Here is a 25,820-nt window from a genome sequence, read left to right as displayed (position 1 = left end):
CCAACGCTGTGTGAAACACCTGATGCGCGCCGAGATCGAACAACTCTCGGATGCCGCCAAGCAGTCGATCGGACTGCTGAGGAGGCATCTTTGACTGGGATACCGTCGAGAAACGACTGGCGGAGCTGAACGCGGCCTCCGAAAATCCCGACCTCTGGAACGACGCCGAGGCCGCACAGGCGGTGATGCGCGACCGAACCCAACTCGACGAGGCGGTCAGCGCCATCAAGAAGCTGTCGCAGGACCTCGAAGACGCCGCCACACTCATCGAACTCGGTGAGATGGAGGGTGACCAGGCCACGATCCTGGAAGGCGAGAACGGGGTCCGCGCCGTGGAGGCGGAGGCCGCGCGCCGCCAGATCGAGACGCTGCTTTCGGGCGAGGCCGACGGGCTCGACACCTACGTCGAAGTCCACGCGGGCGCCGGCGGCACCGAGAGCCAGGACTGGGCCAACATGCTCCAGCGCATGTATGCGCGCTGGGCCGAGCGGCGGAAATACAAGGTCGAGATCGTCGAATGGTCGGACGGCGACGAGGCCGGGATCAAGGGCGCCACGCTCCTGGTCAAAGGCCACAACGCCTACGGCTGGCTCAAGACCGAATCCGGCGTCCACCGCCTCGTGCGGATCTCGCCCTACGATTCGAGCGCGCGCCGCCACACCAGCTTCGCCAGCGTGCGGGTCTACCCACTGATCGACGACCGCATCGTCATCGAGATCAAGGAATCGGACTGCCGCATCGACACCTATCGGTCGTCGGGCGCCGGCGGCCAGCACGTGAACACGACCGATTCGGCCGTGCGCATCACCCACAATCCCACCGGGATCGTGGTGGCGTGCCAGCAGGAACGCTCGCAGCACAAGAACCGCGCCACCGCCTGGAACATGCTGCGCGCGCGCATGTACGAAGCCGAGCTGAAGAAGCGGGAAGAGAAGGCCAACGCGGAGAACGCGGCCAAGACCGACATCGGCTGGGGTCACCAGATCCGCAGCTATGTGCTGCAGCCCTACCAGCTGGTGAAGGACCTGCGCACCGGCACCCAGTCCACCGATCCCGATGCCGTCCTCGACGGGTCGCTCGACCCGTTCATGGAAGCGTCCCTGGCCCAGCGGGTCTATGGCGGGGCGGGCGAGGTCGAGGACATCGACTGATCGGTCTCGAGCGCCGTCGGTACCACGGCTCTCAACGACCGGCGTCGGACCAGGACTCGGCAGCGGCTGCCGCGCGCAGGAACCGCTGCGGATCGACCGGCTCGCCGTCGATCCGTGTCTCGTAGTGGAGATGGTTGCCGGTCGATCGTCCGGTGGAGCCGACCCGCCCGACGATCGCACCGGCCGCGACCGTCTGCCCGATGACCACCGCCAGCGACGAGAGATGAGCGTAGCGGGTCGCCAACCCGTTGCCGTGGTCGATCTCGACCATGTTGCCGTAGCCGCCGGCGTAATCCGCCGCCGTCACCCGTCCCGCCGCCGTGGCGCGGGCGGGTTCGCCATATTCGGCCCTCATGTCGATGCCCGTGTGCATGGCGAGACCGCGGGTGAAGGGGTCGAGGCGCGGGCCGAAGGTGCTGGAGGGCGTGAAGGCGCCGGACAAGGGCTGGCGCAGGGGGAGGGCGGCGGTGGCGCGGCGCCACTGCTCCTCCTCGGCCAGGGAGCGCTGCGCGTCCGACAGGGCGATGCCGAAGGGGTCGGCGGCGAGCGGCACGAACGGACCTCCGAGCCCGACGCCGGCCTGGCGGCCGAACCGCGAGGGATCGAGGCCGAGGCGGGCGACGACGCCCCTCATCCGGCGGGCATTGCTGCCGGCCCTCGCGGCGATGCGGTCGAGGGCGCGCGACTGCAGGGCCGCGAGGCGATCGAGGCGCTGCTCGACACTGGCCAGGGCCGGCCCGCTTTCCAGGGCGGAACGCCGGCCCTCGCTGCCGTCGTCCTCGCGCATCCTCAGCTCGAGGGCGTCGGGGGTGGGGAAAGGTTTTGCGGGGTTCCGCGCCGTCGCCCCGGTCGGCGAGGGGGGCGCCGCCTCTACGGGGTCGGCCGGCAGACCCGAGGACTCGCCGGCGAGGTTGGACAGGAGCGACTGGCGCCGCTCCAGGGCGGCCTGGCGGTCGGCGAGGTCGCTGATCCTGCCCTCGACCGTCGTGCGCACGGCGGCACGCTCCATGGCCGCCCGGTCGAGCTGGAGCCTGAGGGCACCGATGCGCTCCTCGTAGGTGTATTGCATCGCGCTCTGCTGCGAGATGAAGCGGGCCAGCGCCTCGTCGTGGAACACGAGGTACCAGGTGACGGCACCGGCCCAGAGCACGGCGGCCGCCAGCGATACGGTCAGCACCCGCAGGCGCCGGCGCTCGTCCCGACCGCGAGCACTACCGCCGACCTTCGTCGTGTCGGTGCGTTGAAGGAACGAGAACGGACGAGCGGCGAGACGCATCACTGGGGACCTGAGCCACGTGAGCGTCAGTTGAGGCCATTAGGGTTAAGGAACGGCAAAAAGGCCGGCCCGGTCCCGTGGCTCGGGGTCAGGCCAGCGCGCGGGCCGCCTCGAGGACCGCCTCGGCATGGCCGGGCACCTTCACTTTCGGCCAGACCTGGGCGATGCGCCCGTCACGGTCGATCAGGATCGTGGTCCGCTCCACGCCCATGTAGGTCTTGCCGTACATGCTCTTCTGGACCCAGACGCCGTAGGCCTCCAGCATCGCCTTGCGCTCGTCGGAAGCCAGGGGGAACGTCAGCCCGTACTTCGCCCGGAACTTGTCGTGGCTCTTGACCGAATCCGGGGAGACGCCGACGACGACCGTCTCGGCGGCCGCGAACGCCTCGCCGAGGGCGTTGAAGCCCTGGGCTTCGAGGGTACAACCGCTGGTATCGTCCTTGGGGTAGAAGTAGAGGATGACCTTGCGGCCTCTGAGCCCGGTGAGGGTGATCGTCTCGCCACCCGCACCGGGAAGTTCGAACGCGGGGGCGGCTTCGCCGACGACGAGGGGCATCATGCCTTCCTTTCGGCCGATTGATGGTGTGGCCATGGACGGGGTGTTACCGGCGCCGACGGACCGGACGACCGGGGCGGGGAGGCCCCGGCCAGGACGCCACGGCCACGGTGGGCCGAACACGACGGACGGATGGATATCTCGGGTCGGGACGCCGATCCAGCGGCGCAAGGATTGATGGTTCAGGAAACCGCCCACGGACCGCGCCGTACGCGTCGGCCCAACCGCCTGCGCCCGTTGCGATGGTGCGCCCTCGTGATGGTTCTGCTCGTCGTCGCGGTGGGCGGCGGCATCGTGCGCCTGGCATCGGGACCGCTGCGCATCGAGGGGCTGTCGGAGCAGGTCACCGCGGCGATCGCGTCGCGGATCGGTCCGGGCTGGCGCGTCGCCCTGCGCGACAGCGCCCTGCAGCTCGACGCCGAGCGATCCCTCGCCCTGGAGGTGAAGGGGCTCGATGTCATCAATCCGGAAGGCGCCCTCGTGATGAGGGCGCCGGCCGCGGTGGTCAGCATCGATACCTGGAGCCTGCTGCGGCTCTCGGTGCAACCGCGCTCGATCGAGTTCCGCGACCTGCAGATGACGGCCCTCGTCCATCGCGACGGGTCGATCGCCTTCGCGGCCGCCTCGCCGGGACATCCTGGCGAGGCGCAGCCGCATACGCTCCCGAGCGTCGACGCGGCGCGCGGCGTCGTCTCGCCGCTCTCGGCCTCCGTCGCCTCGATCTTCGGGATCGTTCTCGATTCCGCCGGGGTGGTCGGCGCCCTCGACCGGGCCCGCATCACCAACGGCAAGCTCACCCTCATCGACGACGACGCCCGCGAGCGGGCGGTGTTCGACCGGGTCAACGCCCTGTTCAGCCGGGATGTCGCCCGCAACGCGCGCATCTTCGAACTGCGGATCGACGGCCCGCACGGGGAATGGCGGCTCGGCGGCAACCTGCAGGAAGCGGCCGGCGACCTCGCAGCGACCGGTGGCGACCCCGACGAGACCGACGCCACCCTCAAAACGACGCGCGGCGCGCGGCGCAGTGGCGTCATCACCCTCGACGACCTGCCGGTCACCGATTTCCTGCTGCTGTCGGGCCAGTCGAAACTGCCCGTGACCACCGACCTGAAGCTCTCGGCCAAGGCCGACGTCGTCCTCGACGGAGGCCGCATCGAGAGCATGCGGGTGGGGCTGCACACCGGCGGCGGCAACCTGCTGATCGAGGAGAAGGACTTCAACCCGGTCACCATCGAGAGCCTGCGCGCAGCCGCCACCTGGGACGAGGCCGCCCGATCGATGCAGATCGAGGAGATCGACTATCGCGGCGCGGGCAACGCCGTGCGCCTCGCCGGCGCCTGGACGGCCGGCCCCGCCGGTGCGGAGACGGATTGGTCCCTGGCCTTGTCGGGGCGCGACGCGGTCCTGCGCGGAGCCACGCCAAAGGACCAGCCGGTCGCCGTCGCGAAGCTCGACGCCAGGCTCGTCGGCCGGGCCGGCGGCATCACCATCGACGACCTCACCATGGAGGCCGGCGGCGGCCGCGGCCGGATCACCGGCAGCATCGGCACGGCCGCGGACGACGACGGGCTGACGCTGCACATCACCGCCGGCGGCACGGACGGACGCACGGCCCTGCGCCTGTGGCCCGAGCACGTGGCCCCGCCCGCCCGCAACTACCTCGTGGACAACCTGCGCGGCGGCAAGGTCGAGGCCGTCGACATCGTCGTGGACATGAGCGCAGCGGAGCTCGCCTCGGCCACCCGTGGCGAGCCGATGCCGGACAATGCGGTCAACATCCGCTTCTCCGTGGCCGACGCGGTCCTCGGCGTCTCGCCGGACGCGCCACCCTTGAGCCAGGGCAGGGCCACCGGAACGATCACCGGGCAGAGCACGACCATCAAGGGCGTCACCGCCGAGATCCGCATGGCGGACAACCGCAGCCTGGCCATCTCCGACGGCTCCTTCGTCATCAAGGAGATCACCCCCGACAAGGTGGTGGCGCAGATCGGGCTCAAGCTCGGCGGCGGGGCCGACGGATTGGCGGCCCTCCTGCAGACCAAGATGTTCAAGAGCGTCACGGGTGCGGACATCGAGCCCGCCAACGTCAAGGGCCACGCCGACCTGAGGATCGATTTCCCCCTCGACCTCAAGAACATGCCCGATCTGGCCGACCTGCCGGCGACCATGACCGGAACGCTCACCGACCTCAGCTACGACAAGGCCTTCGGCAAGGACCGCCTCGACGCCGGCCGGTTCACGGTCGCCTACGACCGCAACGGCTTCACGTTGAAAGGGGACGGAAAGGTCGCCGGCGCGCCCCTCACGGTAGACCTGCGCCAGCCCAAGGCCGGCGGCGTGGGCGAGGTTCTGGTCAACCTGTCCCTCGACGAAGCTCTGCGCGCGCGCAAGGGCATGCCGGTGGCGCCCCAGCTCAGCGGTTCGATCCCGACCCGGATCACGGTACCGATCGGCCGCAGCGGCCCGGCCAAGAGCCATATCCGGGTCGAGGCCGATTTGACGAAGGCGGGGATCGACGTCACCGGCCTCGTCAAACCGGCCGGCAAGGCCGGACGCCTGACCTTCACGATGGTCGATGGCGGCCAGGGCGGCGGCATGGAACTGCGCGACATGATTCTCGACGCCGCGCCGGGCTCGGCCCGCGGCAACGTGGTGCTCTCGGCCGACGGGGGGCTCGAGCGGGTCGAGCTCTCGTCGCTCAAGCTGTCGCCGGGCGACGACATGCGGCTGCAGGCCGAGCGGGCCGGGGCCGGCTACAAGCTCGTGGTCAAGGGCCAGGTCGCCGATGCCAGGCCGTTCCTGAAGAGCCTCGGCGGTCCCGACGGGAAGCCGTCCAAGGACGGCGCCGTCAAGGACGTCGATGCCGACGTCACCCTCGCCATCGTCACCGGCTTCAACGGCGAGGTCCTCACCGGCGCCACCTTCCGCGTGACGACGAAGGGCAAGGACATCCGCAGCGCCCAGTTCGCCGGCAAGTTCCGCGGCACGCCCTTCCAGGCCCAGATCTCCCGCGGCGAGCGCGGCGTGCCGACCCTGGCGGTGGAGGCCGCCGATGCCGGCGCGACCCTGCGCTTCGCCGACATCTACCGGCGGATGTATGGCGGCAGCCTGTCCATGAGCAGCGCCCTGAACGATGGCCCGCAGGCCGGGGTCGTGCGCATCACCAACTTCACCCTGCGCAACGAGCCGGCCCTGTCGAGCATCATCGCGCAGGGGCCGACCACCAGCGAGGTCGTCGATTCGCGCGGGCGCAAGCAGGTCGTCCAGGGCCAGGGCAGCGAGGTCAGCTTCGACCGGCTGCGGGCCAATTTCACCCGCACCGGATCCCGCGTCGACTTCACCGACGCGGCGATCTCGAATGCCGCGATGGGCTTCACCCTGAGCGGCTTCCTCGACACCAGCCGCGAGCGCACCGACGTGAAGGGCACCTTCGTGCCGCTGTACGGGCTCAACAACGTGGTCTCGCAGCTGCCGCTGTTCGGGCAGCTCCTCGGCGGCGGCAACAACGAGGGGCTGTTCGCCCTCAACTTCCGCGTCTCGGGGCGCCTAACGTCGCCGGACGTGAGCGTCAATCCGCTCTCCGCCCTGGCGCCGGGCATCCTGCGCAAGCTCTTCAGCGCGGGCGGCGAGGGGCCCGAGACGACGGGCAACAACGGACAGCGCGGCCGAAGCGACGGCGAACGCTGACCGCCGCGGCCCGGGGATCCTTATCCGTCGAGGCGCTCGTCGCCCAGGAACTCGATGCCGAATCCCGACAGGCCGACGTAGGAGCGCGACGAGGTCGCCAGGTTGCGGATCGAGGCGATGCCGAGATCGCGCAGGATCTGCGCGCCCAGCCCGACCTCTCGCCACTGGCGCACCCGCTGGGCCTCGACGCCTTCGTCGACCACCCGCGAGAGCGGAACGCCGGCGCTGCCGTCGCGCAGGTAGACGAGGACCCCGCGTCCCTCCTTGGCGAAGCGGCGCATCACGGCCTCGATCTGCTTGCCGCCCTCCATGACGTCGGCGACCACGTTGGACCGGTGCAGGCGCACCAACACGTCGTGGCCGTCGCCTATCCGGCCGTGGACGAAGGCGAACTGCTGCACGGTCTCGAAGGGGGTGGTGTAGGCGTAGCCGGTCATCTCGCCGAACTCGGTCTTGACCGGGAAGCTGCCGACGCGCTCCACTAGGGTCTCGCGCGCCTGGCGATAGGCGATGAGGTCGGCCACCGAGACGCGCTTGAGGCCGTGCAGGTCCGAGAACGCCTCGATCTGAGGGCCCTTCATCACCGTGCCGTCGTCGTTGGCGAGTTCGCAGATCACCCCCACGGGGGGCAGGCCGGCGAGCTTGCACAGGTCGACCGCCGCCTCGGTATGGCCGGAGCGCATCAGGACGCCACCCTCCTTGGCGATGAGCGGGAAGACGTGGCCGGGACGAACGAAGTCGTCCGCGCCCATGTTGCCGTTGGCGAGCGCGCGCACGGTGTTGCAGCGCTGCTCGGCCGAGATGCCGGTGGTGAGCCCGTGCTTGACGTCCACCGTCACCGTGAAGGCGGTGCCCAGAGGCGCGTCGTTGGAGGCGACCATCGGCGAGAGGTGGAGCCGCCGCGCCTCGGCCTGGGTGAGCGGTGCGCAGACGATGCCGCAGGTGTTGCGGACGATGAACGCCATCTTCTCGGGCGTGCACAGGGAAGCCGCGACCACGAGGTCGCCCTCGTTCTCGCGATCGTCGTCGTCGGTGACGACCACGATCTCGCCGCGGGCATAGGCCTCGATGGCCTGCAAGACGTTGGTATGGGGCACGGGGCTACTCGTCGTCGATCCGGTTGCACGCCTCTCCCGTCACGGGACGGAGAGGGATGTGGGGACGGCCGAGACGATGCCTGCCAAACCGAGACAGCACCGACCGCCGATCCGTCCCGCGCACCCGCGCCGGGCCGCCCGGCAGGGTTCGCAGATGGGCTCAGCCGGGTTTCCCGACCTGCCCCCGATGGCGCAGATAGTGATCCGCCAGCACACATGCCATCATCGCCTCGGCCACCGGCACGGCGCGGATGCCGACGCAGGGGTCGTGGCGGCCCTTGGTCACGAGGTCGACGTCTCGGTTGTCGCGGGTGACGCTCATGCGCGGGGTCAGGATCGACGAGGTCGGCTTCACCGCGAAGCGGCAGACGATCGGCTGGCCGGTGGAGATGCCGCCGAGCACGCCGCCGGCGTGGTTGGCGAGGAAGGTCGGCCCGCCGCCGTTGCCCGAGCGCATCTCGTCGGCATTGTCCTCGCCGCGCAGGGCGGCGCTCGCGAAGCCGTCGCCGATCTCGACGCCCTTGACGGCGTTGATCGACATCATCGCGGCGGCGAGATCCGCGTCGAGCTTGCCGTAGATCGGCGCGCCGAGGCCGGGGGGGACGCCCTCGGCCACCACCTCGATCACCGCGCCCACCGACGAGCCGTCCTTGCGGATGCCGTCGAGATAGCCCTCGTAGAAGGCGGCCGCCGTGGCGTCGGGGCAGAAGAACGGGTTGCGCGCGACCTCGTCCCAGTCCCACCTGGCGCGGTCGATGGCGTGCGGCCCCATCTGGACCAGGGCGGCCTGGATGATGATCTCGCCCGGCAGCACCCGGCGGGCGATGGCCCCGGCCGCCACCCGCGCGGCGGTCTCGCGCGCCGAGGAACGGCCGCCGCCGCGGTAGTCGCGAAACCCGTACTTGGCGTCGTAGGCGTAATCGGCGTGTCCCGGCCGGTAGCTGTCGCGGATCTCGGAATAATCCTTCGAGCGCTGGTCGGTGTTGGCGATCTCCAGGGCGATCGGGGTGCCGGTGGTGAGCTGGACGCCGCCGGTGCGGTCGTCCGCGAACACGCCCGACAGGATGCGGACCTCGTCGGCCTCGCGGCGCTGCGTGGTGAAGCGCGACTGGCCGGGCTTGCGCCGGTCGAGCTCGGCCTGGATGTCGGCGGCGTCGATGGGGATGCCGGGGGGGCAGCCGTCGACGACGCAGCCGAGGGCCACGCCGTGGCTCTCGCCGAAGGTGGTGACGCGAAAGAGATGGCCGAAGGTATTGTGCGACATGTCCCTCCCGCTCTAGCGCGGGTTTCCCCGCAGGGCCAGCACGGGCACGCGACTCAGGGGCGCGACAGCACGCCCCCGGTCATCGCCTCGCGCACGCCGGTCGTGCTCGGGAAGGTGATCGGCAGCCCCTGCATCGAGCGCACGGCTAGGTGCGCGAAGGCCTGGGCCTCGAGGTAGGCCGAGGACCAGCCGATGGCGTCCGCCGTCGTGATCTCGGCGCGCAGGTGGTAGTTCAGGAGCCGCACCAGCTCGCCGTTGCGGGCGCCGCCGCCGGCGACGATCCAGCGGGTGGGGATCTCGGGGGCGTGGTCCAGCGCCCTCGCCACGGCGCGGGCGGTGAAGGCGGTGAGCGTGGCCGCACCGTCCTCGGTGGAGAGCTGCCCGGCGAGCTTGTGCGAGAACCAGTTGCGGTCGAGCGACTTCGGTGGCTTTCGCGCGAAGAACGGATGGATCAGGAGCCAGGCCAGCAGCGGCTCGTCGGGGCGTCCGCGGGCGGCGGTGCGGCCGCCGTCGTCCAGCGGCCGGCCGGTGCGCTCGCGCATCCAGTCGTCGATCAGCGCGTTGCCCGGCCCGGTGTCGAAGGCGACCACGTCGCCGTTCGAGGCGATCAGAGTCGCATTGGCGACGCCGCCGATGTTGAGGATGCCGAGCGCCCCGCTGAAGCCGGAGGCCTTGGCCAGCGCCTTGTGGAACACCGGCACCAGGGGCGCCCCCTGGCCGCCGGCCAGCACATCGGCGTGGCGCAGGTCGGAGACGACCGGGATGCGCAAGCGCCGGCTGAGCGCGGCACCGTCGCCGATCTGCACGCTCATGCGCTGGTCGGGCCGGTGGACCACGGTCTGGCCGTGGAAGCCGATCACGTCGATGTCGGCGGGCGTCAGGCCGTTGTCGGCGAGGAACGCCTCCACCGCCTCGGCATGGGCGGCGGTGACGAAAGCCTCGGCTTGCGCCAGGCAGCCCGGACGCTCGTCGCGGTCGGTCACGCCCTCCGAGTCGACGAGCGCCCGACGCAGGAGTTCGCGATCCTCGTCCGTATAGGCGCGGTAGCCGGTGGGACCGAGGGGTTCGAGATAGCCGTTGTGGCTGTGGACGACATGCACGTCCTCGCCGTCGGTCTCGATCAGCGCCACGTCGACGCCGTCCAGCGAGGTCCCGCTCATCAGGCCGATCGCCCGCACCATCGCCATCCGCCGTGCCTTTCCCAGTCCGGGCTGCTAAGAGCCCGCTCCACCATTGCGTGACCAGCGGGCTAGCACGCGGGCGTGGGCGTGTCGCGCCACCGCTCCGGGCCCGCCCCAGACGAGACGGCTTGATCCGATGTCCGCCCTGACCTCCGACTTCCTGCGCATCCTCCAGGAGCGCGGCTTCATCCACCAGTGCTCCGACCTCGACGGGCTCGACGGCGCCCTGAAGGCCGGACGGATCACCGCCTACATCGGCTTCGATTGCACCGCCGCCTCGCTCCACGTCGGCTCGCTCGTGCAGATCATGATGCTGCACTGGCTCCAGGCGACAGGCCACAGGCCGATCGTGCTCATGGGCGGCGGCACCACCCGCATCGGCGATCCCACCGGGCGCGACGAGGGCCGCAAGGTGCTCTCGGCCGAGGACATCGAGGCCAACAAGGCCGGCATCGCCCAGGTGTTTTCGAAGTTCCTCACCTTCGGCGACGACGCGGCCCTGATGGTCGACAACGCCGAATGGCTGAGCGGCATCAACTACCTCGACTTCCTGCGCGACGTCGGCCGGCACTTCTCGATCAACCGGATGATGTCGTTCGACAGCGTGCGCCTGCGCCTGGAGCGCGAACAGGAGCTCTCGTTCCTCGAATTCAACTACATGCTGCTGCAGGCCTACGACTACGTCGAGCTCAACCGTCGCTACGACGTGACCCTGCAGATGGGCGGCTCCGACCAGTGGGGCAACATCGTCAACGGCCTCGATCTCGGCCGGCGGATGGGCACCAAGCAGCTGTTCGCCCTGACCACGCCGCTCTTGACCACGTCCTCGGGCGCCAAGATGGGCAAGACCGCCGCCGGCGCCGTCTGGCTCAACGCCGAGATGCTGAGCCCGTACGATTACTGGCAGTTCTGGCGCAACACCGAGGACGCCGACGTCGGCAAGTTCCTGCGCCTGTTCACTCTTCTGCCGATGGCGGAGATCGCCCGGCTCGCCGCGCTCTCGGGCGCCGAGATCAACGAGGCGAAGAAGGTGCTGGCCAGCGAGGCCACCGCGCTGATGCACGGCCGCGAGGCGGCGGACGCCGCCTCCGAGACCGCGCGCAAGACCTTCGTCGAGGGCAGCGTGGCGCAGGACCTGCCGAGCGTCGCGGTGCCCCGCGCCGCCCTGGAGACGGGGCTCGGCGTCCTCACCGCCTTCGGTCCCGAGCAGGCCGGGCTGGTGCCCTCCAACGGCGAGGCCCGGCGCCAGATCAAGGGCGGGGGCCTGCGCGTCAACGACCTCCAGGTCACCGACGAGAAGGCGGTCCTGACCTTGGCCGACGTGACGGCGGACGGGGTGATCAAGCTCTCGTTCGGGCGCAAGAAGCACGTGCTGCTGCGGGTGGGGTAGGGCGGCTCAGGGTCCCCACGGAAATCAGTGCGTCGATCCACCGAGCTTTGACAGGTCGAATCGCGTCGCGAGACGACGCACTGATTTCCGTGGGAGCCCTTACCGCCCCATCAGCGCGTCCATGTGGGCGGCGACCGAGCGGCCAAGGCCGGTGAGGTCGTAGCCGCCCTCGAGGATCGAGACGACCCGGCCGCCGGCGTGGCGGTCGGCGATCTCCATGAGGCGGCGCGTCGCCCAGCCGAAATCGCTCTCGTCGAGGCGCAGGTGGGCCAGCGGGTCGAGGCGATGGGCGTCGAAGCCCGCCGAGATCACGACGAGATCCGGCGCGAAGGCGGCCACGCGCGGGAGGATGCGAGCCTCGAAGGCCTCGCGGAACACCGGGCCGTCGTCGCCGGCCGCGAGCGGCACGTTGACGATGGTGTCGTGGTCGCCGCGCTCGGAGGCTTTTCCGGTTCCCGGGTAGAGCGGCATCTCGTGGGTGGAGGCGTAGAGCACCGCCGGGTCGTCCCAGAAGATGTCCTGCGAGCCGTTGCCGTGGTGGACGTCCCAGTCGATCAGAGCGACGCGGGAGGCGCCGAAGGTTTTTCGCGCATGACGGACGGCGACCGCGGCCGTGTTGAACAGGCAGAAGCCCATCGCCTGGGCGCGCTCGGCATGGTGCCCGGGCGGACGCATCGCCACGAAGGCGTTCGCGCAGCCCCGCGCCATCACCGCATCGACGGCGTGCACGGCGCCGCCCACCGCCCGCAGGGCCGCCTCGAGGGTGCCCGGCGACATCAGGGTGTCGTTGTCGATCTGGACGAAGCCCTCCCGCGGCGACCGCTCGACGATGGCGCGGACGTAGGCCTCGGGATGGGCGAGGGCGACGACGGCGGGGTCGGCGAGGGGAGCCTGCGCGCGCAGCAGGCTGGCGAAGCGCTCGTTCTCGAGGACACGCTCGATGGCGCGGATGCGGTCGGCGGATTCCGGGTGGCCGGCGGGCATCGCATGGTCGAGGGCCGCGGAATGGCTCACGTACAACGTCGTCACGGCGTCCCCCCGGCGGCTCATCGACCGCTCTGTCACCCTGCCGCAACAACCGAAGCAATTGCGCAACGGTTCGGCCGCTCGACCCTACGCCGAGACGACGCGAGAGGTTAAGATTGTTTTCATCCCGACGAACACGGTCCTCGAACCTGAAGGCGGGCTTTTAGACAGGCACGTCCATGCGCTTTCCCGTTCCGGTCATGATGGCCGTCCTCGCGTCCGCCACCCTCGCGGGCTGCAACAACCGGACCGCGCAGACACCGCCGGTGGTCCAGGTCGCCGCCGCGACCCCCGCGGTCCCGTTGTCGCCCGAAGCCCGCGACAAGGAATGGATGAAGCTCGCCCCGCAGGGCGGCGTCGACCCGAAGATCGCCCGCACGATCGTCGACAACCCGACGAAGGAAGCCCCCGGGACGATCGTGGTCGTCACCAAGGAGCGCAGGCTCTACTACGTGCTGCCGGACGGCAAGGCGGTGCGCTATCCGGTGGCCGTCGGCAACGCCGGCATGGCCTGGGCGGGCACCGCCAACATCGACCGCAAGAGCGAGTGGCCGGACTGGAACCCGCCGCCGGAGATGCTGGCGCGCCGCCCCGAACTGCCCAAGCGCCTGGAGGGCGGCCCGACGAGCCCGATCGGCGCCCGCGCGCTCTATCTCGCGGAAGGCAAGAAGGACACGCTGTTCCGCATCCACGGCACCAACGAGCCCGAGAAGATCGGGCAGGCCGTGTCCTCCGGCTGCATCCGCATGCTCAACGAGGACGTGGTCGATCTCTACGATCGCATCCCGATCGGCACCAAGGTGGTGGTGCGCTGAAGACGGGGCGGTCCTATTCGGCTTCCGAGGGCCAGTCTTTACCGTTCGTTAAGCATGTTTTGGTCAGGTGCTGACAGAACGCGAGGACACAGCGATGTCGGAAGCCGCCCGTCAGTACCCCAGCCAAGAAGCCCCCGCCCGGCAGGCGCCCGGCCCCCTGCGGGACTGGCTGACGGCCATGAAGGCGGCCACGGCTCTTCCCGCCGAAGCGGCGGCCGAACCGGCCCCGCAGCAGGCGGCCTCGTCGTGGTCGCCCCGGGTCGTCACGCCCCCGGCCCCCGCGCAGCCGGCATCCGAGGCCCGGCCGACCGCCTCTCCCGACGTCGAGGGCGACGTCGCCGACCTCATGGCCGAGAACATGATGCTCAAGGCCAAGCTGCGCATCGAGGAAGACCGCTACAAGGACCTTCAGTCCATACTCGCCCAGGAGCTGCGCGACCTGCGCGCGCACATCGACAGCGAGATGGACGAGCTCAACGAGATCCGCGCCGAGCGCGACCTGTGGATGGCGCGGGCCGAGGCCCTGGCCCAGCCGCTGTTCCAGAAGCGCTGAAGCGGTGCCGGCCGCGGGGTAGGACGCGGCCACCGGGCATCACCACCGATACGACGAAGGGCCGCCCGATCGCTCGGGCGGCCCTTCCATTGCCGAACCACTCGTGTCCGGCCGAACGTGGCTGAGTTGCTCTGGCGAGATCAGTCGATCAGGCCGGAGGCGACGGTCCAGGTCCGGTGAGCCGGGGAGAGCGGCTGATGACAATGAGACACTGGATCACCTCCTTTCGTTCGTTGCGATGACAGGAAGGTAGGCGGCGAATGCGGCGTTGAAAAGCCCTGCGGCGGGCCTGCGCGCTCTCGCCGCTGGCCCGGCGGCGATGCGGGTGGCTCCCCCGGCCGCGGCGGCGTAAGACGTCGGCATCGTCATCGTCGACCGACGGACCAGCCCAAGGCGCCATGCTGTCGAACACCACACGGCCGGACCCCGGCGACGGCGGGATCGCCCCCGAACCGGATACCGCCCTCGATCCCGATGCCATGCGCCGGCCCTTGAGCGACGCGTGGTACTGCGTCGGTCGCTCGGACGCCGTCTCGGGCACCCGTCTGAAGGCGGTCGACCTCGACGGGGAGCAACTCGTCCTCGGGCGCGACGCCGTTGGGCAGCCCTTCGCCCTGCGCGACCGCTGCCCCCACCGCGGCATGGCCCTGTCGAAGGGTCGCTTCGACGGCGAGGGGCTGACCTGCCCGTTCCACGGGTGGCGCTTTGGCCTCGACGGCCGCTGCCGCGACGTGCCGACCCTGTCCTCCTCCGACCAGGCGGACTTCTCGAAGATCGCGGTCCAGCGTTTTCCCGTCCGCGAGAGCGCCGGGTTCCTCTGGGTCGATCCCTATCTCGGTCCGGCCGGCGGCGACGTTCCCGCCCCGCCGGAACTCGGTTTCGAGGCCGCGGGCATGGCCGTGGTCGAGCTCGTGGTCGAGGCCTCCTTCGACCTCACCACGCTCAGCCTGGTCGATCCGGGCCATGTCGCCTTCGTTCACGACTCCTGGTGGTTCAGGCCCTCGAAGACCCTGCGGGAGAAGGTGAAGACCTTCACGCCGACGCCGCACGGTTTCACCATGACGAGCCACGGCACCACCACGAGTTCGCCCGTCTACAAGCTCCTGGGCGGGGCGCCCCAGGTCGAGATCGAGTTCCGCCTGCCGGGCGTGAGGCTGGAGCGGATCGAGGCCGGAGCGAAGCGCGTGGCCAACTACACCTTCGCCACGCCGCTCGGCCGCAACCGCACGATGCTGACGAACGCGCTGTACTGGAACATGCCGGCCCTCAGTCTCCTGAAGCCCGTCGCCGGCGTGCTGATGCGCCAGTTCCTGACCCAGGACCAGCAGGTGCTCCAGCATGCCCAGGCCGGACTCGACCGCAAGCCGACCATGGTCCTGTTCGGGCAGGGCGACCTGCCCTCGCAATGGTACTTCCGGCTGAAGCGCGAGGCCCTGACCGCGCAGGCGGAGGGAAGGGCCTTCCGCAACCCGTTGGCCCGGCAGGAACTGCGCTGGCGCTCGTGAAGGGGCCGGCATGCGGCTGAAACCTTTCGCCCCGCCGTTGCGTAGGCGGGATGTCCGGGTTCGAGCCGAGGGGCCAGTCGCTTGCCGCAGCACTATGTCGTCCGGCGCTCCCGCCTCGGGCGGTTCAACTTCACCCTGCTGGCCAACCACGGCCGCATCACCGGCGTCGTGACGGTTCCCACCGAGAACCGGTCCAAGGCCGAGGTCGAGCAGGCGGCGCACGACAAGATCCGCGCCCTGGCCGCCGAACTCGCCGCAGCGACCTCGGCGCCGACCTGAGCGGCCGCACGCGACCGCGCCTTGACGACGGACCGGCCGTGGCCATCTCGTTTCTGATGAAACGGCGAAGCCTGATCGCGACCATGAGTGCGGCCACGATGATGACCCTCGGGGGTGTCGGCTATGCCGCGCACCGCCGCGGGCGCAACCCCTATTACAGGGGGCCGCAGAGCGACCACTTCGACGGCCTGCGCTTCCACTCCCCGCAGCAGCCCGCCGACAAGGAGTTGGGCGACCTGTTGCGCTGGCAGCTCTCCCGTGCCGGAGAGGCGTGGCCGCGCCAGTTCCCCAGCCCCTACGCGCCCGACAAGCCGCCCGAGCGTTCGAAGGCCCTGCGGGTGACCCTGATCGGGCACGCGAGCTACCTGTTCCAGGTGGCGGGCCGCAACATCCTGGTGGACCCGGTCTATGCCAAGCGCGCGAGCCCGCTGCGCTACGCCGGTCCCAAGCGCGTCAACCCGCCCGGGATCGCCTTCGCCGATCTGCCGCCGATCGACGTGGTTCTGATCACCCACAACCACTACGACCACCTCGACGGCCCCACCGTCGCCCGCCTGTGGCAGGAGCACCAGCCCGTAGTCGTGGCGCCGCTGGGCAACGACGTCATCCTGAAGAGCTACGACGACACGATGGCGGTGATCGTGCGGGACTGGCACGAGGCGGTCGACCTGGGCGGCGGCGTCACCGCGCATCTGACCCCCGCCAACCACTGGTCGGCCCGGGGCGTCAACGACCGGCGCATGGCGCTGTGGTGCTCCTACGTCCTGACCGGTCCGGACGGCGTGATCTATCACTCCGGCGACACCGGTTTCGGCGACGGCGCGATCTTCCGGGATGCGCGGGCGCGCTTCGGAGCACCGCGCCTCGCGACCCTCCCGATCGGCGCCTACGAGCCACGCTGGTTCATGGAGAGCCAACACATGAACCCGGCCGATGCGGTCGACGCCGCCGTCTTGCTCGGCGCGCATGAGGCCCTCGGGCACCACTGGGGCACGTTCCGTCTCACGGACGAAGGGATCGAGCGGCCGGCGGAGGCCCTGGCCGTCGCGTCCTCGGAGCGCGGCGGAACCGTCCCGTTCGTAGCGATGCGGCCGGGCCAGGTCTGGCGGGCGTGACGCAGGTCTGGCAGGCGTGACGCAGGTCTGGCGGGCGTGATGCAGGTCTGGTCGACGTAGCGTATTCGGCCCGTCGACGGCCGGATCGCCGCCACGAGGACTGTCGAGGCGACAGTCCTCGTCTCGGATCGCCAACCGCGTGAATGGTTAATTAGGACTTCGTCTGCAGGTTATCCCGCAGGGAGGGCCGTCCTCCGCGCGGACCGTCCGATGCCGTTCTCCCGAAGCCTTACCGCCAAGATCATCCTCCTCGCGGCGGTCGCGATGACGGCCCTGTCGGGATTGCTGTGGCTGGCGACGGCCGGGGAGGTGGCCGACCAGCTCGACCTGCGCCAGCGCCAGGAAGGCGAGCGCCACCTGCGCACCCTGGCGCTGGTGTTCGATTCGCGGGTCGACGGCAGCCGGCTCAAGCTCGACGGGGACAGGATCGCCTCGGTCTCGGCTCCGAGCCTCGCCGCCCTGTCCGACATGGCCATCGTCGACATGGCGGTCGCCTACGCCGGCGGGACGGCCACGGTGTTCACCTACGACAAGGAGCGCGACGCCTTCGTGCGCCGCATCACCACGGTCAAGAAGGAGAACGGAGAGCGCGCGGTCGGGACGGCGCTGGCCTCCGACCATCCCGCCCAGGTCAAACTGAGGGCCGGCACCGATTATCGCGGCCGTGCCACCCTGTTCGGGCGCGAGTTCTTCACCGTCTACCAGCCGACCTTCGACGGCGGCGGCCAGGTCAACGGCGTCCTGTTCGTGGGTCTGCCCCTCGACCCCTACACCGCGCTCTATCGCTCGACCATGACCACCATGGCCCTGGCGGCGTTCGGCATCACGCTGGTCGGCTGTCTCCTGGTCGGCTTCGTCGCCATGCGGCTGCTGCGCCCGCTGTCCGCCATCGCCCGTCGCACCGGGACGCTCGCACACGGCGACATCGACAGCCCGATCGGCTTCGAGACGCGCCGCGACGAGGTCGGGTCGATCGCCCGTGCCCTCGACGGCCTCCTCGACACGAGCCGGCAGGCCCGCATGCTGGAGGCCGACCAGCGTGCCGCCTCCAGCGACGACCGGAGTCGTCGCGCGCGCCTCGACGGCGAGATCGAGCGGTTCCGCAGGACCGCCTCCGATGCGGTCCGAAGCTTCGGCGACCGCATGAGCGCGATGCGCGGGCGCGCCACGGACATGGCCTCGCTGTCCAACGAAGCCTGCCGCGCCGCCGAGGGCGCCGCCGCCGGCTCCCGGGAAACGTCCGCGCACGTCCAGACCGTGGCGAGCGCCTCCGAGCAGCTGTCGGCCTCCATCGGCGAGATCGGCGCGCGCATCGCGCACGCCAAGCGCGAGGTCGAGGGGGCTTTCGAGGAGGCCGCCGCCACCAACCGCCAGATCGGCGATCTGTCCGCCACCACGCAGCGGATCGGCGACGTCGTCGGCCTGATCCGCGCCATCGCCGAGCAGACCAACCTGCTCGCCCTCAACGCCACCATCGAGGCGGCGCGCGCCGGAGACGCCGGACGCGGCTTCGCGGTGGTGGCCTCCGAGGTGAAGCAGCTCGCCAGCCAGACCGCCAAGGCCACCGACGAGATCGCCAGCCAGATCGCCTCGGTGCAGATGTCGACGGGCACCGCCGTCGACGCCATCGGGCGGGTGACCGGCCGCATGGCGACGATCAGCGCCACCACCGCCGACCTCGCCGATGCGGTCACGGCCCAGGGTGCGGCCACCGGCGAGATCTCGCGCAACGCCGGCGAGACAGCCGGCACCGCGGTCGCTATCGCCCGCGACCTCGACACCGTCACCGGCGTCTCCCAGCGCACAGCCGCCATGGCCATGAGCGTGCAGGAGACGGCGACCTCGGTGGAGACGGTGGCCGCGGGGCTGGAAGCGGAGATCGACCGCTTCCTGCGCGCCGTCGCCGCCTGACGCCGCCCCGCAAGCGGGACGGCGTTCCGCGCCTCGGGTTCCTAGAAGTAGGACCGCAGCGGCCCGCGACGGCGCACGTCGAGGGTGGCGCAGTGGAACGAGCCGCCGAACGGCCCGTACGACAGGAACGGCGCCGGGATCGGATCGAAGCCCCAGTCCTTGAGGGCCTTGATCAGCGTCGGCTGGCTGGCGTCGACGACGATCTTCTTCTCGTCGATGGCCAGCACGTTGATCGAGGTCCAAGGCGAGCACATCGAGATCTTGCTCATGAAGCCCTCGACCGGGTCGGGCCGCGGAGCGATCAGCACGTCCCACTTCTTCAGGACCGCCGGCAGCTTCTCGACGTCGATGTAGTCGGGGTTCACCAGCACCTTGCCCGGCGCCAGCGGCATGAACGACGAATCGATGTGCATCGGCTGCGGGCAGCGGCTCTCGATCTCGTGGATGCGGAACCCCGGCCCGAGGTGGCGGCGCAGCCACTCGATGCCCATCAGGTTGGTGACGTTGGAGCGGGTCACGAAGAGGTCGCGCCCGCAGCGCACGAAATCGGCGGCGTCGAAGACCGGCTCGAACTCGTTGACCGTGAACTGCATCGGCTCGCCGGCCGCCAGGTTCGGCACGCGGTAATCGTAGTTGTAGAGCTTGTCGGACAGTTCGGGCCGCGGCGCCGAGGTCCAGCGGGCACCGGCGCGGAAGTATTCCTTGAACAGCGACCGGTAGGCGTCACCCTCGAAGTAGCGCGAGCGCCAGCACATCGGCGACTCGATGATCTCGTCGCCGATGACCAGGTAGGGGTCGCGCGGACAGGCGACGCAGAAGCCGCGGGAGGACCAGCGCGGAGCGTTGTACTTCTTCGAGAAGTCGATCGAATCGGGCCGGCGAACCTTCACGCCTTCGCCCGCCAGGATCGAGATGAAGTTGTCGAGCTCCTGCTGGGCGAGCTTCTTCATGAACTTCGGGTAGCGGAAGCCGGCCGCGAACCGATAGAACGGCTGCGCCGCCCGCGGCAGGTTGAAGATCACCGTCAGGTGGTGGGAGGGGATCGTCGCGCCGTCGAGGCTGCCGACGATGACCTCCTCCAGCGGGTCCCACTCGTTCCAGGCCATCACCGGGCTGTGCGGCACCGGCGTTCCGGTCCGATCGGTGGACGCGTAGGCGCCGATGCGCGCGTCGTCGCGCACGGAATCGTCCGCCGTGATGTGGGAATCGCGGTCCATGTCTCTGATCATCCCCTAAGCGTCCGGCGCGGCGGTTTGTCCTTCGAGTCCCGGGCTGCCTGAACCATGGGTTTCGGGCAGCCCGACCTGTGCCGCTTTGATCCGCACTGTGTCCCCGGGGTGATAGACAACGCCGCGCAAAGCTGCAACTTGCCTCGATGCTCATCGGTCCCGGCGGTCACTAGTCGAGCGGTATCGCAGCGTTACCACGACCTCTCATCTTCGCCGCCGGTCGAAAGGGGATCATGAAGCGACTGACGACACTGGCTTTGATCGTCGGCCTCTGCACGGTCGTCGGCCTATTCCTGTCTTCCGGCCCGGAAGACGTGGCGGCCGCGGTGGCGAGCGCAGGCTGGGGTGCGCTGATCGTCGTCCTCGCACGGGTGTTCGCCGTCGGCTGGGCGGGACTCGGCTGGTTCGTGATCTTCCCCAAGGCCGATCGGCCGAGCCTGTGGGACTGCGTGGTCCTCCGCTTCGTGCGCGAGGGCATCAACACCCTGCTGCCGGTGGCCCAGGTCGGTGGCGACCTGGTCGGCGCCCGCCTGCTGACCCGGCGCGGCCTGGGCGGCGGGCTGGCCGGTGCCAGCATGTTCGTCGACCTGATGACCCAGGCGGTGACGCAGTTCCTGTTCACCATCGCGGGGCTGGCCGCCCTGATCTGGATCGCCGGCGACGGCCCGGTGGTGCGGACCGTCGCCGGCGGCCTCGTCCTGGCCGCCCCGGCACTCGCCATCTTCTTCGTGATCCAGCGCCGCGGCGGGCATCTCCTCGTCCAGCGCCTGCTCAACCGTTTCGCCGCCGGCCGCGACTGGCGGGCCCTGGGGGCCGTCGACGTGCTCTACGAGGGCCTGCGCCGCCTCTACGGCGCACCCATGCGGGTGGGAGCCGGCATGGGCGTCCATCTCGTCGGCTGGCTGATCGGCACGGTCGAGGTCTACGTCGCCCTCCATTTCATGGGCTATCCGGTCACCATCCTCGAAGCCATCGTGATCGAGAGCCTGGCCCAGGCGGTCCGCGGCGCAGCCTTCGCGATCCCCGGCGCCCTCGGCGCCCAGGAGGGCGGACTCATCGCCCTGTGCGCGATCTTCGACATTCCGGCTGAGGTCGCCCTGGCCCTCTCCCTCGTCAAGCGCCTGGCCGACCTCCTCGTCGGCGTGCCCGGATTGTTCGCCTGGCATGCCCTCGAGGGCCGTCCCGGGAACGACCCCGAGCGGGGAGGGGCCGTGGCCGATTCCCATCGCGGCGACCGCCAGACGGCCCCCTACGAGGCTGCGAACGAGCCGGGCCAGGCGCCGTCGTCGCCATCGGCGCAAGCCGACGGTGGGAGACTCGCAGAGAAGGGAAGCCTTGCCGAGACAGGAAGGCTCAGAAAGTGCGCCTGAGGGACGTCCTGGCAGGGGTGGCGTTGGCGGCGGCCCTCTCCCTCTCCGGTCTCACGACCGTCGCGGCCGCCGACGATCCCGCGGTGGCGACGGTGACCGCCGTCTATGCCAGCTTCGAGACCGCCCTGAAGGGCGGTGGCGGCATCAAGGACCGTCTCGCCGCCATCGAGAAGACGATGGCCGAGACCTTCGACTTTCCGGCGATGGTACGGGTCGCGGTCGGCCCGAAGTGGAAGAGCTTCACCCCCGAGCAGCAGGGGGCGCTGACCGAAGCCTTCGCGCAGTACTTTTCGACGACCTACGCCAATCGCCTCGCGCAGGCCCAGGGCGGCAAGTTCACGATCAAACCGGCCAGCGAGCCGCGCGGGACCGGCCGTTCCGTCGAGACCGAGGTCGCCAACGGTGACGGCGACACCTCGCAGATCGACTTCCTCGTGGGCGCCGGCAACCGGGTCCAGGATGTGTATCTCAACGGCAACGTCAGCGAACTCGCTGCCATGCGGGCGAGCTTCGGCGACAGTTTGAAGGCCGGGGGGGCTAACGAACTCCTCAAATTCCTACGAGAACGGACGACGGGAATGCTCGCCGCCAAACCGGCGCCTTGAATTCCGGCGATCGACGATCTCGTGCCGCCCGTCGGCACTCCTCACGCGCCCCGTGACCCGAGCGAATTTCCATGGACCTGACCTGGCTGTCTTCGCTGTGCCTGCTGCTGGCGTTGGCCGGTTGCGTCTACGGCCTCGGCGCGGCGCATCTGGCCGGCCGCTTCGCCCGTCGGGCGCCGGCCGCCCTGCCGGACGCGGCGCCGCGACCGTCGGTGACGCTGCTCAAGCCGCTCTGCGGGATCGAGCCCAACCTCTACGAGAACCTCGAGACCTTCTGCCGTCAGCGCTACGCCGGCCCGGTCCAGGTGGTCTTCGGCGTCCAGAGTGCCGCCGACCCGGCGATCGGGGTGGTGCGTCGGCTGGCCGATGCCTATCCGGCGGTCCGGCTCGACCTCGTGATCGATGCGCGCCAGCACGGCGCCAACCGCAAGGTCTCCAACCTCATCAACATGGCGAGCCACATCGCCCACGACGTGGTCGTTCTGGCCGACAGCGACATGGTGGTGCGGCCGGACTACCTCGAGCGCATCGTCGCCGAACTCTCCGTCGAGGGCGTCAACGGGGTCACCTGCCTCTACCACGGCGTCCCGGCCAACCGGAGCGTGTGGGCCCATCTTTCGGCGCTGGCCATCGACGTTCAGTTCCTGCCCAACGTGGTGATGGGCACGGCACTCGGCCTCGCCCGCCCGTGCTTCGGCTCGACCATCGCCTTCACCCGGGCCGCCCTCACGCGGATCGCCGGCTTCGAGACGTTCCGGGACGATCTCGCCGACGATTACGCCATCGGCGAGGCCCTGCGCGCGGACGGCGGCGTGGTCTCGATCCCGACCTTCACGGTCGGCCACACCTGCGTCGATACCGATCTGGCCGGCCTGTGGCGGCACGAGCTGCGCTGGAACCGGACCATCCGCAACGTCGATCCGCTCGGCTATGCCGGGTCCATCGTCACCCATGCCTTTCCCCTCGCCCTGATCGGCGCCCTGATCCCGGGTGCCGGGCAGCATGCCCTGGCCGTGGCCGCCCTGGCGCTCGCCTGCCGCATCGTCCTGTGCGTGCGCCTCGAACGGGCCTTCGGCCTGCCCGCGCACCCGTATTGGCTGTTGCCGATTCGCGACATCCTCTCCTTCGCGAACTTCGCCTGGAGCTTCGTCTCGGGTGCGGTGACATGGAAAGGTCACGATTATCGGGTGGTTGCGGACGGCACCCTGATCCCGGAACGAAGCCTCGGCCGCGACGCTGGCGCGACGCCGCTCTGACGCCCGCCGCTCACTCGACACCCGCCCATCCCGTACTCTCGCTGAGGCCTTGAACCCCATGCGCACGCTCTTCCTCCAGGCCCCCACCTTCGACGGTTTCGACGGCGGCGCCGGTTCCCGCTACCAGGCCAAGCGCGAGATCAAATCGTTCTGGTACCCGACCTGGCTGGCCCAGCCCGCCGCCCTGGTGCCGAACTCGAAGCTGATCGACGCGCCCCCGCACAACATCAAGCTTAACGAGATCGTGGCCCAGGCCAACGACTTCGACCTCGTGGTGCTCCACACCTCGGTTCCGTCCTTCAAGTCGGACGTGAAGACCATCGAGGCGCTGAAGGCGGCCAATCCGAAGCTCATCGCCGGCCTCATCGGCGCCAAGGTCGCCGTGGATGCCGCCGGCGCCATGGCCCAGGCGCCCTGCGTCGACTTCTGCGCGCGCAACGAGTTCGACTTCACGGTCAAGGAAGTCGCCGACGGCACGCCGATGTCGGAGATCAAGGGCCTGTCCTACCGGGACGCCGACGGTGTCGTGATCCACAACGTGGACCGCGAGATCATGACCGACATGGACCAGCTGCCGTTCGTCACCAGCGTCTACAAGCGCGACCTGGAGATGGAGAAGTACTTCATCGGGTACCTCAAGCACCCCTACATCTCGTTCTACTCCGGCCGTGGCTGCAAGAGCCGCTGCACCTTCTGCCTCTGGCCGCAGACGGTCGGCGGCCACACCTACCGCACCCGCTCGGTCGCGCACGTGATCGAGGAGATCAAGTACTGCCTGAAGGAGTTCCCCCAGACCAAGGAGTTCTTCTTCGACGACGACACCTTCACCGACAACCTGCCGCGTGCCGAGGAGATCGCCCGCGAGCTCGGCAAGCTCGGCGTGACCTGGTCGTGCAACGCCAAGGCCAACGTGCCGCGCGAGACGCTGAAGGTGCTCAAGGAGAACGGCCTGCGCCTCCTGCTGGTCGGTTACGAGTCCGGCAACCAGCAGATCCTGAACAACATCAAGAAGGGCATGCGCGTCGAGGTCGCCGAGAAGTTCACGAAGGACTGCCACGACCTCGGCATCGCCATCCACGGCACCTTCATCGTCGGCCTGCCCGGCGAGACCCGCGAGACGATCCAGGAGACGATCGCCTTCGCCAAGCGCATCAACCCGCATACGATCCAGGCCTCGCTGGCCGCGCCCTACCCGGGGACCTTCCTCTACAAGCAGGCGGTGGAGAACGGCTGGCTCGACGTCGCGAACGCCGAGCTCGTCGATGAGAACGGCGTCCAGATCGCGCCGCTTCACTATCCGCACCTGTCGCATGCCGAGATCTTCGCGGCGGTGGAGGAGTTCTACCGGAAGTTCTATTTCCGCGCCCCCAAGATCGCCTCGATCGTCTCCGAGATGGTCCGCTCGCCCGAGATGATGAAGCGCCGCCTGCGCGAAGGCGTCGAGTTCTACCGCTTCCTCAAGGAGCGCCAGGGCACCGCCAAGGCCGCCTGAGCGACCGAATCTCTCCATTCCAACGGCGGCCGGGCTGAAGAGCCCGGCCGTTCTGCATTCGAAAGGGGTCCGGGGCCGAGGCCCCGGCGGGCGCAGGGCGAAGCCCGGCTCTGCGTGCCGTCGCAGGGTTTTGCCCCGCACCTGCGGGTTGGCTTGCACCCTCGGCACCCGGAGATGCCTCGTGAAGCGATTGGTTGTCACAGCCGACGATTTCGGCTTGAGCCTTCAAGTCAACGACGCCGTGGAGCAGGCCCATCGCGAGGGGATCCTCACGGCGGCGAGCCTGATGGTGTCGGCACCGGCCGCCACCGATGCGGTGGCGCGGGCGCGGCGCATGCCGTCGCTGCGCGTCGGACTGCATCTGGTCATGGTCGAGGCCTGGCCGACGCTACCGGCGTCGGACCTGCCCGACCTCGTCGGTGCGGACGGACTCATCCGCCGGGACATGGGCCGGCTCGGCCTCGATCTGGCCCTCAAGCCGAGCGCCCGCCGCCAGCTCTCGGCGGAGATCGCGGCGCAGTTCGAGGCCTACCGGGCCACCGGCCTGCCGCTCGATCACGTCAATGCCCACAAGCATTTCCATGTGCATCCCCTGATCGCCGGCCGGGTGCTCGCCATCGGCCGCGGATACGGGATGCGCGCCATCCGCGTCCCGCGCGAGCCGCGGGCGGTCCTGCGCGCCGCCGAACCCGGATGCGAGCCGAAGGCGGCCCTCGACATCGCGCCCTGGGCCGCGCTGCTGGCCGTGCGAGCCCGCCAGGCCGGCCTGCTGATCCCGGACCGCACCCTCGGGCTCGCTTGGTCCGGTGCGATGACGCCGGCCCGGGTCGCCGGCCTGTTGCGACACCTGCCGGACGGGCTGACCGAGCTCTACACCCACCCCGCCACCGGTGCGGGCTTTCCCGGCGAGGCGCCGGGCTATGCCTACGCCGCCGAGCGCGACGCGCTGGTCGCACCGGACGCGATCACGGCGATCGAGCGAGCCGGAGCGGTCACGGGCGGCTTTTCGGATTTCTCCTGATCCGACCCCGACCGTCGCGCCGGACGAGCCTTCGCGAC

21 protein-coding genes are annotated in these 25,820 nt (G+C 69.9%); 14 read left to right on the top strand and 7 right to left on the bottom strand.

The window, feature by feature from the left end; translation table 11 throughout:
• The first annotated feature begins 22 nt into the window (after nucleotides 1-22).
• A protein-coding gene (gene prfB / locus ASG40_RS11850) for a peptide chain release factor 2 (protein ID WP_156387689.1) occupies nucleotides 23-1,151 on the top strand; the annotation gives its coding sequence in 2 pieces (ribosomal slippage) (nucleotides 23-91 and nucleotides 93-1,151; 1,128 coding nt in all).
• Nucleotides 1,152-1,182: 31 nt separating this feature from the next.
• Here prfB and ASG40_RS11845 read toward each other — a convergent pair.
• Both ASG40_RS11845 and ASG40_RS11840 read right to left on the bottom strand, forming a co-directional pair.
• On the bottom strand, nucleotides 1,183-2,427 hold the full coding sequence (locus ASG40_RS11845; protein ID WP_082524033.1) for a peptidoglycan DD-metalloendopeptidase family protein: 1,245 nt from the start codon (nucleotides 2,425-2,427) through the stop codon (nucleotides 1,183-1,185).
• Between the two features lie 88 nt (nucleotides 2,428-2,515).
• A complete protein-coding gene (locus tag ASG40_RS11840) occupies nucleotides 2,516-2,983 on the bottom strand; it encodes a peroxiredoxin (protein ID WP_055886386.1) in 468 nt (155 codons plus the stop codon).
• A gap of 177 nt (nucleotides 2,984-3,160) precedes the next feature.
• Between ASG40_RS11840 and ASG40_RS11835 the strand changes: the two genes are divergently transcribed.
• Nucleotides 3,161-6,673 (top strand): YhdP family protein, encoded by a 3,513-nt coding sequence (locus tag ASG40_RS11835; protein ID WP_055885655.1) that lies wholly within the window; start codon nucleotides 3,161-3,163, stop codon nucleotides 6,671-6,673.
• 20 nt (nucleotides 6,674-6,693) lie between these two features.
• On the opposite strand, the gene ribB is transcribed toward ASG40_RS11835, so the two are convergent.
• The 3 genes from ribB to ASG40_RS11820 all read right to left on the bottom strand — a co-directional run bounded on the left by ribB (nucleotide 6,694) and on the right by ASG40_RS11820 (nucleotide 10,221).
• Nucleotides 6,694-7,770, bottom strand: a complete 1,077-nt coding sequence (gene ribB / locus ASG40_RS11830) for a 3,4-dihydroxy-2-butanone-4-phosphate synthase (protein WP_055885654.1) — start codon at nucleotides 7,768-7,770, stop codon at nucleotides 6,694-6,696.
• A 160-nt stretch (nucleotides 7,771-7,930) separates the two neighbouring features.
• Nucleotides 7,931-9,034 (bottom strand): chorismate synthase, encoded by a 1,104-nt coding sequence (aroC, locus tag ASG40_RS11825; protein WP_055885651.1) that lies wholly within the window; start codon nucleotides 9,032-9,034, stop codon nucleotides 7,931-7,933.
• 53 nt (nucleotides 9,035-9,087) lie between these two features.
• Nucleotides 9,088-10,221, bottom strand: a complete 1,134-nt coding sequence (locus ASG40_RS11820) for an anhydro-N-acetylmuramic acid kinase (protein WP_200938207.1) — start codon at nucleotides 10,219-10,221, stop codon at nucleotides 9,088-9,090.
• A gap of 130 nt (nucleotides 10,222-10,351) precedes the next feature.
• Between ASG40_RS11820 and tyrS the strand changes: the two genes are divergently transcribed.
• Complete coding sequence (tyrS, locus tag ASG40_RS11815) at nucleotides 10,352-11,605, top strand: tyrosine--tRNA ligase (protein WP_055885648.1); 1,254 nt, start codon at nucleotides 10,352-10,354, stop codon at nucleotides 11,603-11,605.
• A gap of 99 nt (nucleotides 11,606-11,704) precedes the next feature.
• Here tyrS and ASG40_RS11810 read toward each other — a convergent pair whose 3' ends face one another.
• Nucleotides 11,705-12,634: a histone deacetylase family protein gene (locus tag ASG40_RS11810; protein ID WP_055885644.1), complete on the bottom strand. Its 930-nt coding sequence runs from the start codon at nucleotides 12,632-12,634 to the stop codon at nucleotides 11,705-11,707.
• Nucleotides 12,635-12,810: 176 nt separating this feature from the next.
• On the opposite strand from ASG40_RS11810, the gene ASG40_RS11805 reads away from it, so the two are divergent.
• From ASG40_RS11805 to ASG40_RS11780, 6 genes are all read left to right on the top strand, one after another.
• On the top strand, nucleotides 12,811-13,446 hold the full coding sequence (locus ASG40_RS11805; protein ID WP_055885641.1) for a L,D-transpeptidase: 636 nt from the start codon (nucleotides 12,811-12,813) through the stop codon (nucleotides 13,444-13,446).
• Nucleotides 13,447-13,540: 94 nt separating this feature from the next.
• Complete coding sequence (locus ASG40_RS11800) at nucleotides 13,541-13,999, top strand: hypothetical protein (RefSeq protein ID WP_055885638.1); 459 nt, start codon at nucleotides 13,541-13,543, stop codon at nucleotides 13,997-13,999.
• Nucleotides 14,000-14,397: 398 nt separating this feature from the next.
• Nucleotides 14,398-15,504, top strand: a complete 1,107-nt coding sequence (locus tag ASG40_RS11795; protein WP_055885635.1) for an aromatic ring-hydroxylating oxygenase subunit alpha — start codon at nucleotides 14,398-14,400, stop codon at nucleotides 15,502-15,504.
• Nucleotides 15,505-15,585: 81 nt separating this feature from the next.
• Complete coding sequence (locus ASG40_RS11790) at nucleotides 15,586-15,783, top strand: hypothetical protein (protein WP_055885633.1); 198 nt, start codon at nucleotides 15,586-15,588, stop codon at nucleotides 15,781-15,783.
• Between the two features lie 56 nt (nucleotides 15,784-15,839).
• Nucleotides 15,840-16,898 (top strand): MBL fold metallo-hydrolase, encoded by a 1,059-nt coding sequence (locus ASG40_RS11785; protein ID WP_055886382.1) that lies wholly within the window; start codon nucleotides 15,840-15,842, stop codon nucleotides 16,896-16,898.
• A 210-nt stretch (nucleotides 16,899-17,108) separates the two neighbouring features.
• Nucleotides 17,109-18,809, top strand: a complete 1,701-nt coding sequence (locus ASG40_RS11780; RefSeq protein ID WP_055885631.1) for a methyl-accepting chemotaxis protein — start codon at nucleotides 17,109-17,111, stop codon at nucleotides 18,807-18,809.
• A 41-nt stretch (nucleotides 18,810-18,850) separates the two neighbouring features.
• Here the strand turns inward: ASG40_RS11780 and ASG40_RS11775 are convergent, their stop codons facing one another.
• Nucleotides 18,851-20,026, bottom strand: a complete 1,176-nt coding sequence (locus tag ASG40_RS11775) for a hypothetical protein (RefSeq protein ID WP_055885628.1) — start codon at nucleotides 20,024-20,026, stop codon at nucleotides 18,851-18,853.
• Nucleotides 20,027-20,271: 245 nt separating this feature from the next.
• Here ASG40_RS11775 and ASG40_RS11770 point away from each other — a divergent pair, with 245 nt between their 5' ends.
• The 5 genes from ASG40_RS11770 (at nucleotide 20,272) to hpnK (ending at nucleotide 25,782) form a co-directional block, all read left to right on the top strand.
• Nucleotides 20,272-21,408, top strand: a complete 1,137-nt coding sequence (locus ASG40_RS11770) for a flippase-like domain-containing protein (protein ID WP_082494527.1) — start codon at nucleotides 20,272-20,274, stop codon at nucleotides 21,406-21,408.
• Nucleotides 21,399-22,013: an MlaC/ttg2D family ABC transporter substrate-binding protein gene (locus ASG40_RS11765; protein WP_055885625.1), complete on the top strand. Its 615-nt coding sequence runs from the start codon at nucleotides 21,399-21,401 to the stop codon at nucleotides 22,011-22,013. The genes ASG40_RS11770 and ASG40_RS11765 overlap by 10 nt, the downstream gene beginning before the upstream one ends.
• Before the next feature lie 71 nt (nucleotides 22,014-22,084).
• Nucleotides 22,085-23,269: a bacteriohopanetetrol glucosamine biosynthesis glycosyltransferase HpnI gene (gene hpnI, locus ASG40_RS11760; protein ID WP_055885622.1), complete on the top strand. Its 1,185-nt coding sequence runs from the start codon at nucleotides 22,085-22,087 to the stop codon at nucleotides 23,267-23,269.
• Between the two features lie 58 nt (nucleotides 23,270-23,327).
• Nucleotides 23,328-24,761 carry a hopanoid biosynthesis associated radical SAM protein HpnJ gene (gene hpnJ / locus ASG40_RS11755; protein WP_055885619.1) on the top strand — a complete coding sequence of 478 codons (1,434 nt, stop codon included), beginning with the start codon at nucleotides 23,328-23,330 and terminating at the stop codon, nucleotides 24,759-24,761.
• A 181-nt stretch (nucleotides 24,762-24,942) separates the two neighbouring features.
• A complete protein-coding gene (gene hpnK, locus ASG40_RS11750; protein WP_055885616.1) occupies nucleotides 24,943-25,782 on the top strand; it encodes a hopanoid biosynthesis-associated protein HpnK in 840 nt (279 codons plus the stop codon).
• Nucleotides 25,783-25,820: the final 38 nt, after the last annotated feature.

It is taken from the genome of Methylobacterium sp. Leaf399 (assembly GCF_001424525.1).
In the GTDB taxonomy this organism is placed as follows: domain Bacteria; phylum Pseudomonadota; class Alphaproteobacteria; order Rhizobiales; family Beijerinckiaceae; genus Methylobacterium.
This window is presented reverse-complemented; position numbering and strand designations above follow the sequence as displayed.

Excerpts from the sequence above, each read along its gene's own strand:
- ASG40_RS11800 (WP_055885638.1), top strand. The coding sequence starts at position 13,541 with ATGTCGGAAGCCGCCCGTCAGTACCCCAGCCAAGAAGCCCCCGCCCGG.
- ASG40_RS11795 (WP_055885635.1), top strand. The coding sequence starts at position 14,398 with ATGCTGTCGAACACCACACGGCCGGACCCCGGCGACGGCGGGATCGCC.
- ASG40_RS11805 (WP_055885641.1), top strand. The coding sequence starts at position 12,811 with ATGCGCTTTCCCGTTCCGGTCATGATGGCCGTCCTCGCGTCCGCCACC.
- hpnI (WP_055885622.1), top strand. The coding sequence starts at position 22,085 with ATGGACCTGACCTGGCTGTCTTCGCTGTGCCTGCTGCTGGCGTTGGCC.
- ASG40_RS11770 (WP_082494527.1), top strand. The coding sequence starts at position 20,272 with ATGAAGCGACTGACGACACTGGCTTTGATCGTCGGCCTCTGCACGGTC.
- ASG40_RS11780 (WP_055885631.1), top strand. The coding sequence starts at position 17,109 with ATGCCGTTCTCCCGAAGCCTTACCGCCAAGATCATCCTCCTCGCGGCG.
- ASG40_RS11775 (WP_055885628.1), bottom strand. The coding sequence starts at position 20,026 with ATGGACCGCGATTCCCACATCACGGCGGACGATTCCGTGCGCGACGAC.
- aroC (WP_055885651.1), bottom strand. The coding sequence starts at position 9,034 with ATGTCGCACAATACCTTCGGCCATCTCTTTCGCGTCACCACCTTCGGC.
- hpnJ (WP_055885619.1), top strand. The coding sequence starts at position 23,328 with ATGCGCACGCTCTTCCTCCAGGCCCCCACCTTCGACGGTTTCGACGGC.
- ASG40_RS11840 (WP_055886386.1), bottom strand. The coding sequence starts at position 2,983 with ATGCCCCTCGTCGTCGGCGAAGCCGCCCCCGCGTTCGAACTTCCCGGT.
- ASG40_RS11835 (WP_055885655.1), top strand. The coding sequence starts at position 3,161 with ATGGTTCAGGAAACCGCCCACGGACCGCGCCGTACGCGTCGGCCCAAC.
- ASG40_RS11785 (WP_055886382.1), top strand. The coding sequence starts at position 15,840 with ATGAAACGGCGAAGCCTGATCGCGACCATGAGTGCGGCCACGATGATG.
- ASG40_RS11845 (WP_082524033.1), bottom strand. The coding sequence starts at position 2,427 with ATGCGTCTCGCCGCTCGTCCGTTCTCGTTCCTTCAACGCACCGACACG.
- ASG40_RS11820 (WP_200938207.1), bottom strand. The coding sequence starts at position 10,221 with ATGGCGATGGTGCGGGCGATCGGCCTGATGAGCGGGACCTCGCTGGAC.
- tyrS (WP_055885648.1), top strand. The coding sequence starts at position 10,352 with ATGTCCGCCCTGACCTCCGACTTCCTGCGCATCCTCCAGGAGCGCGGC.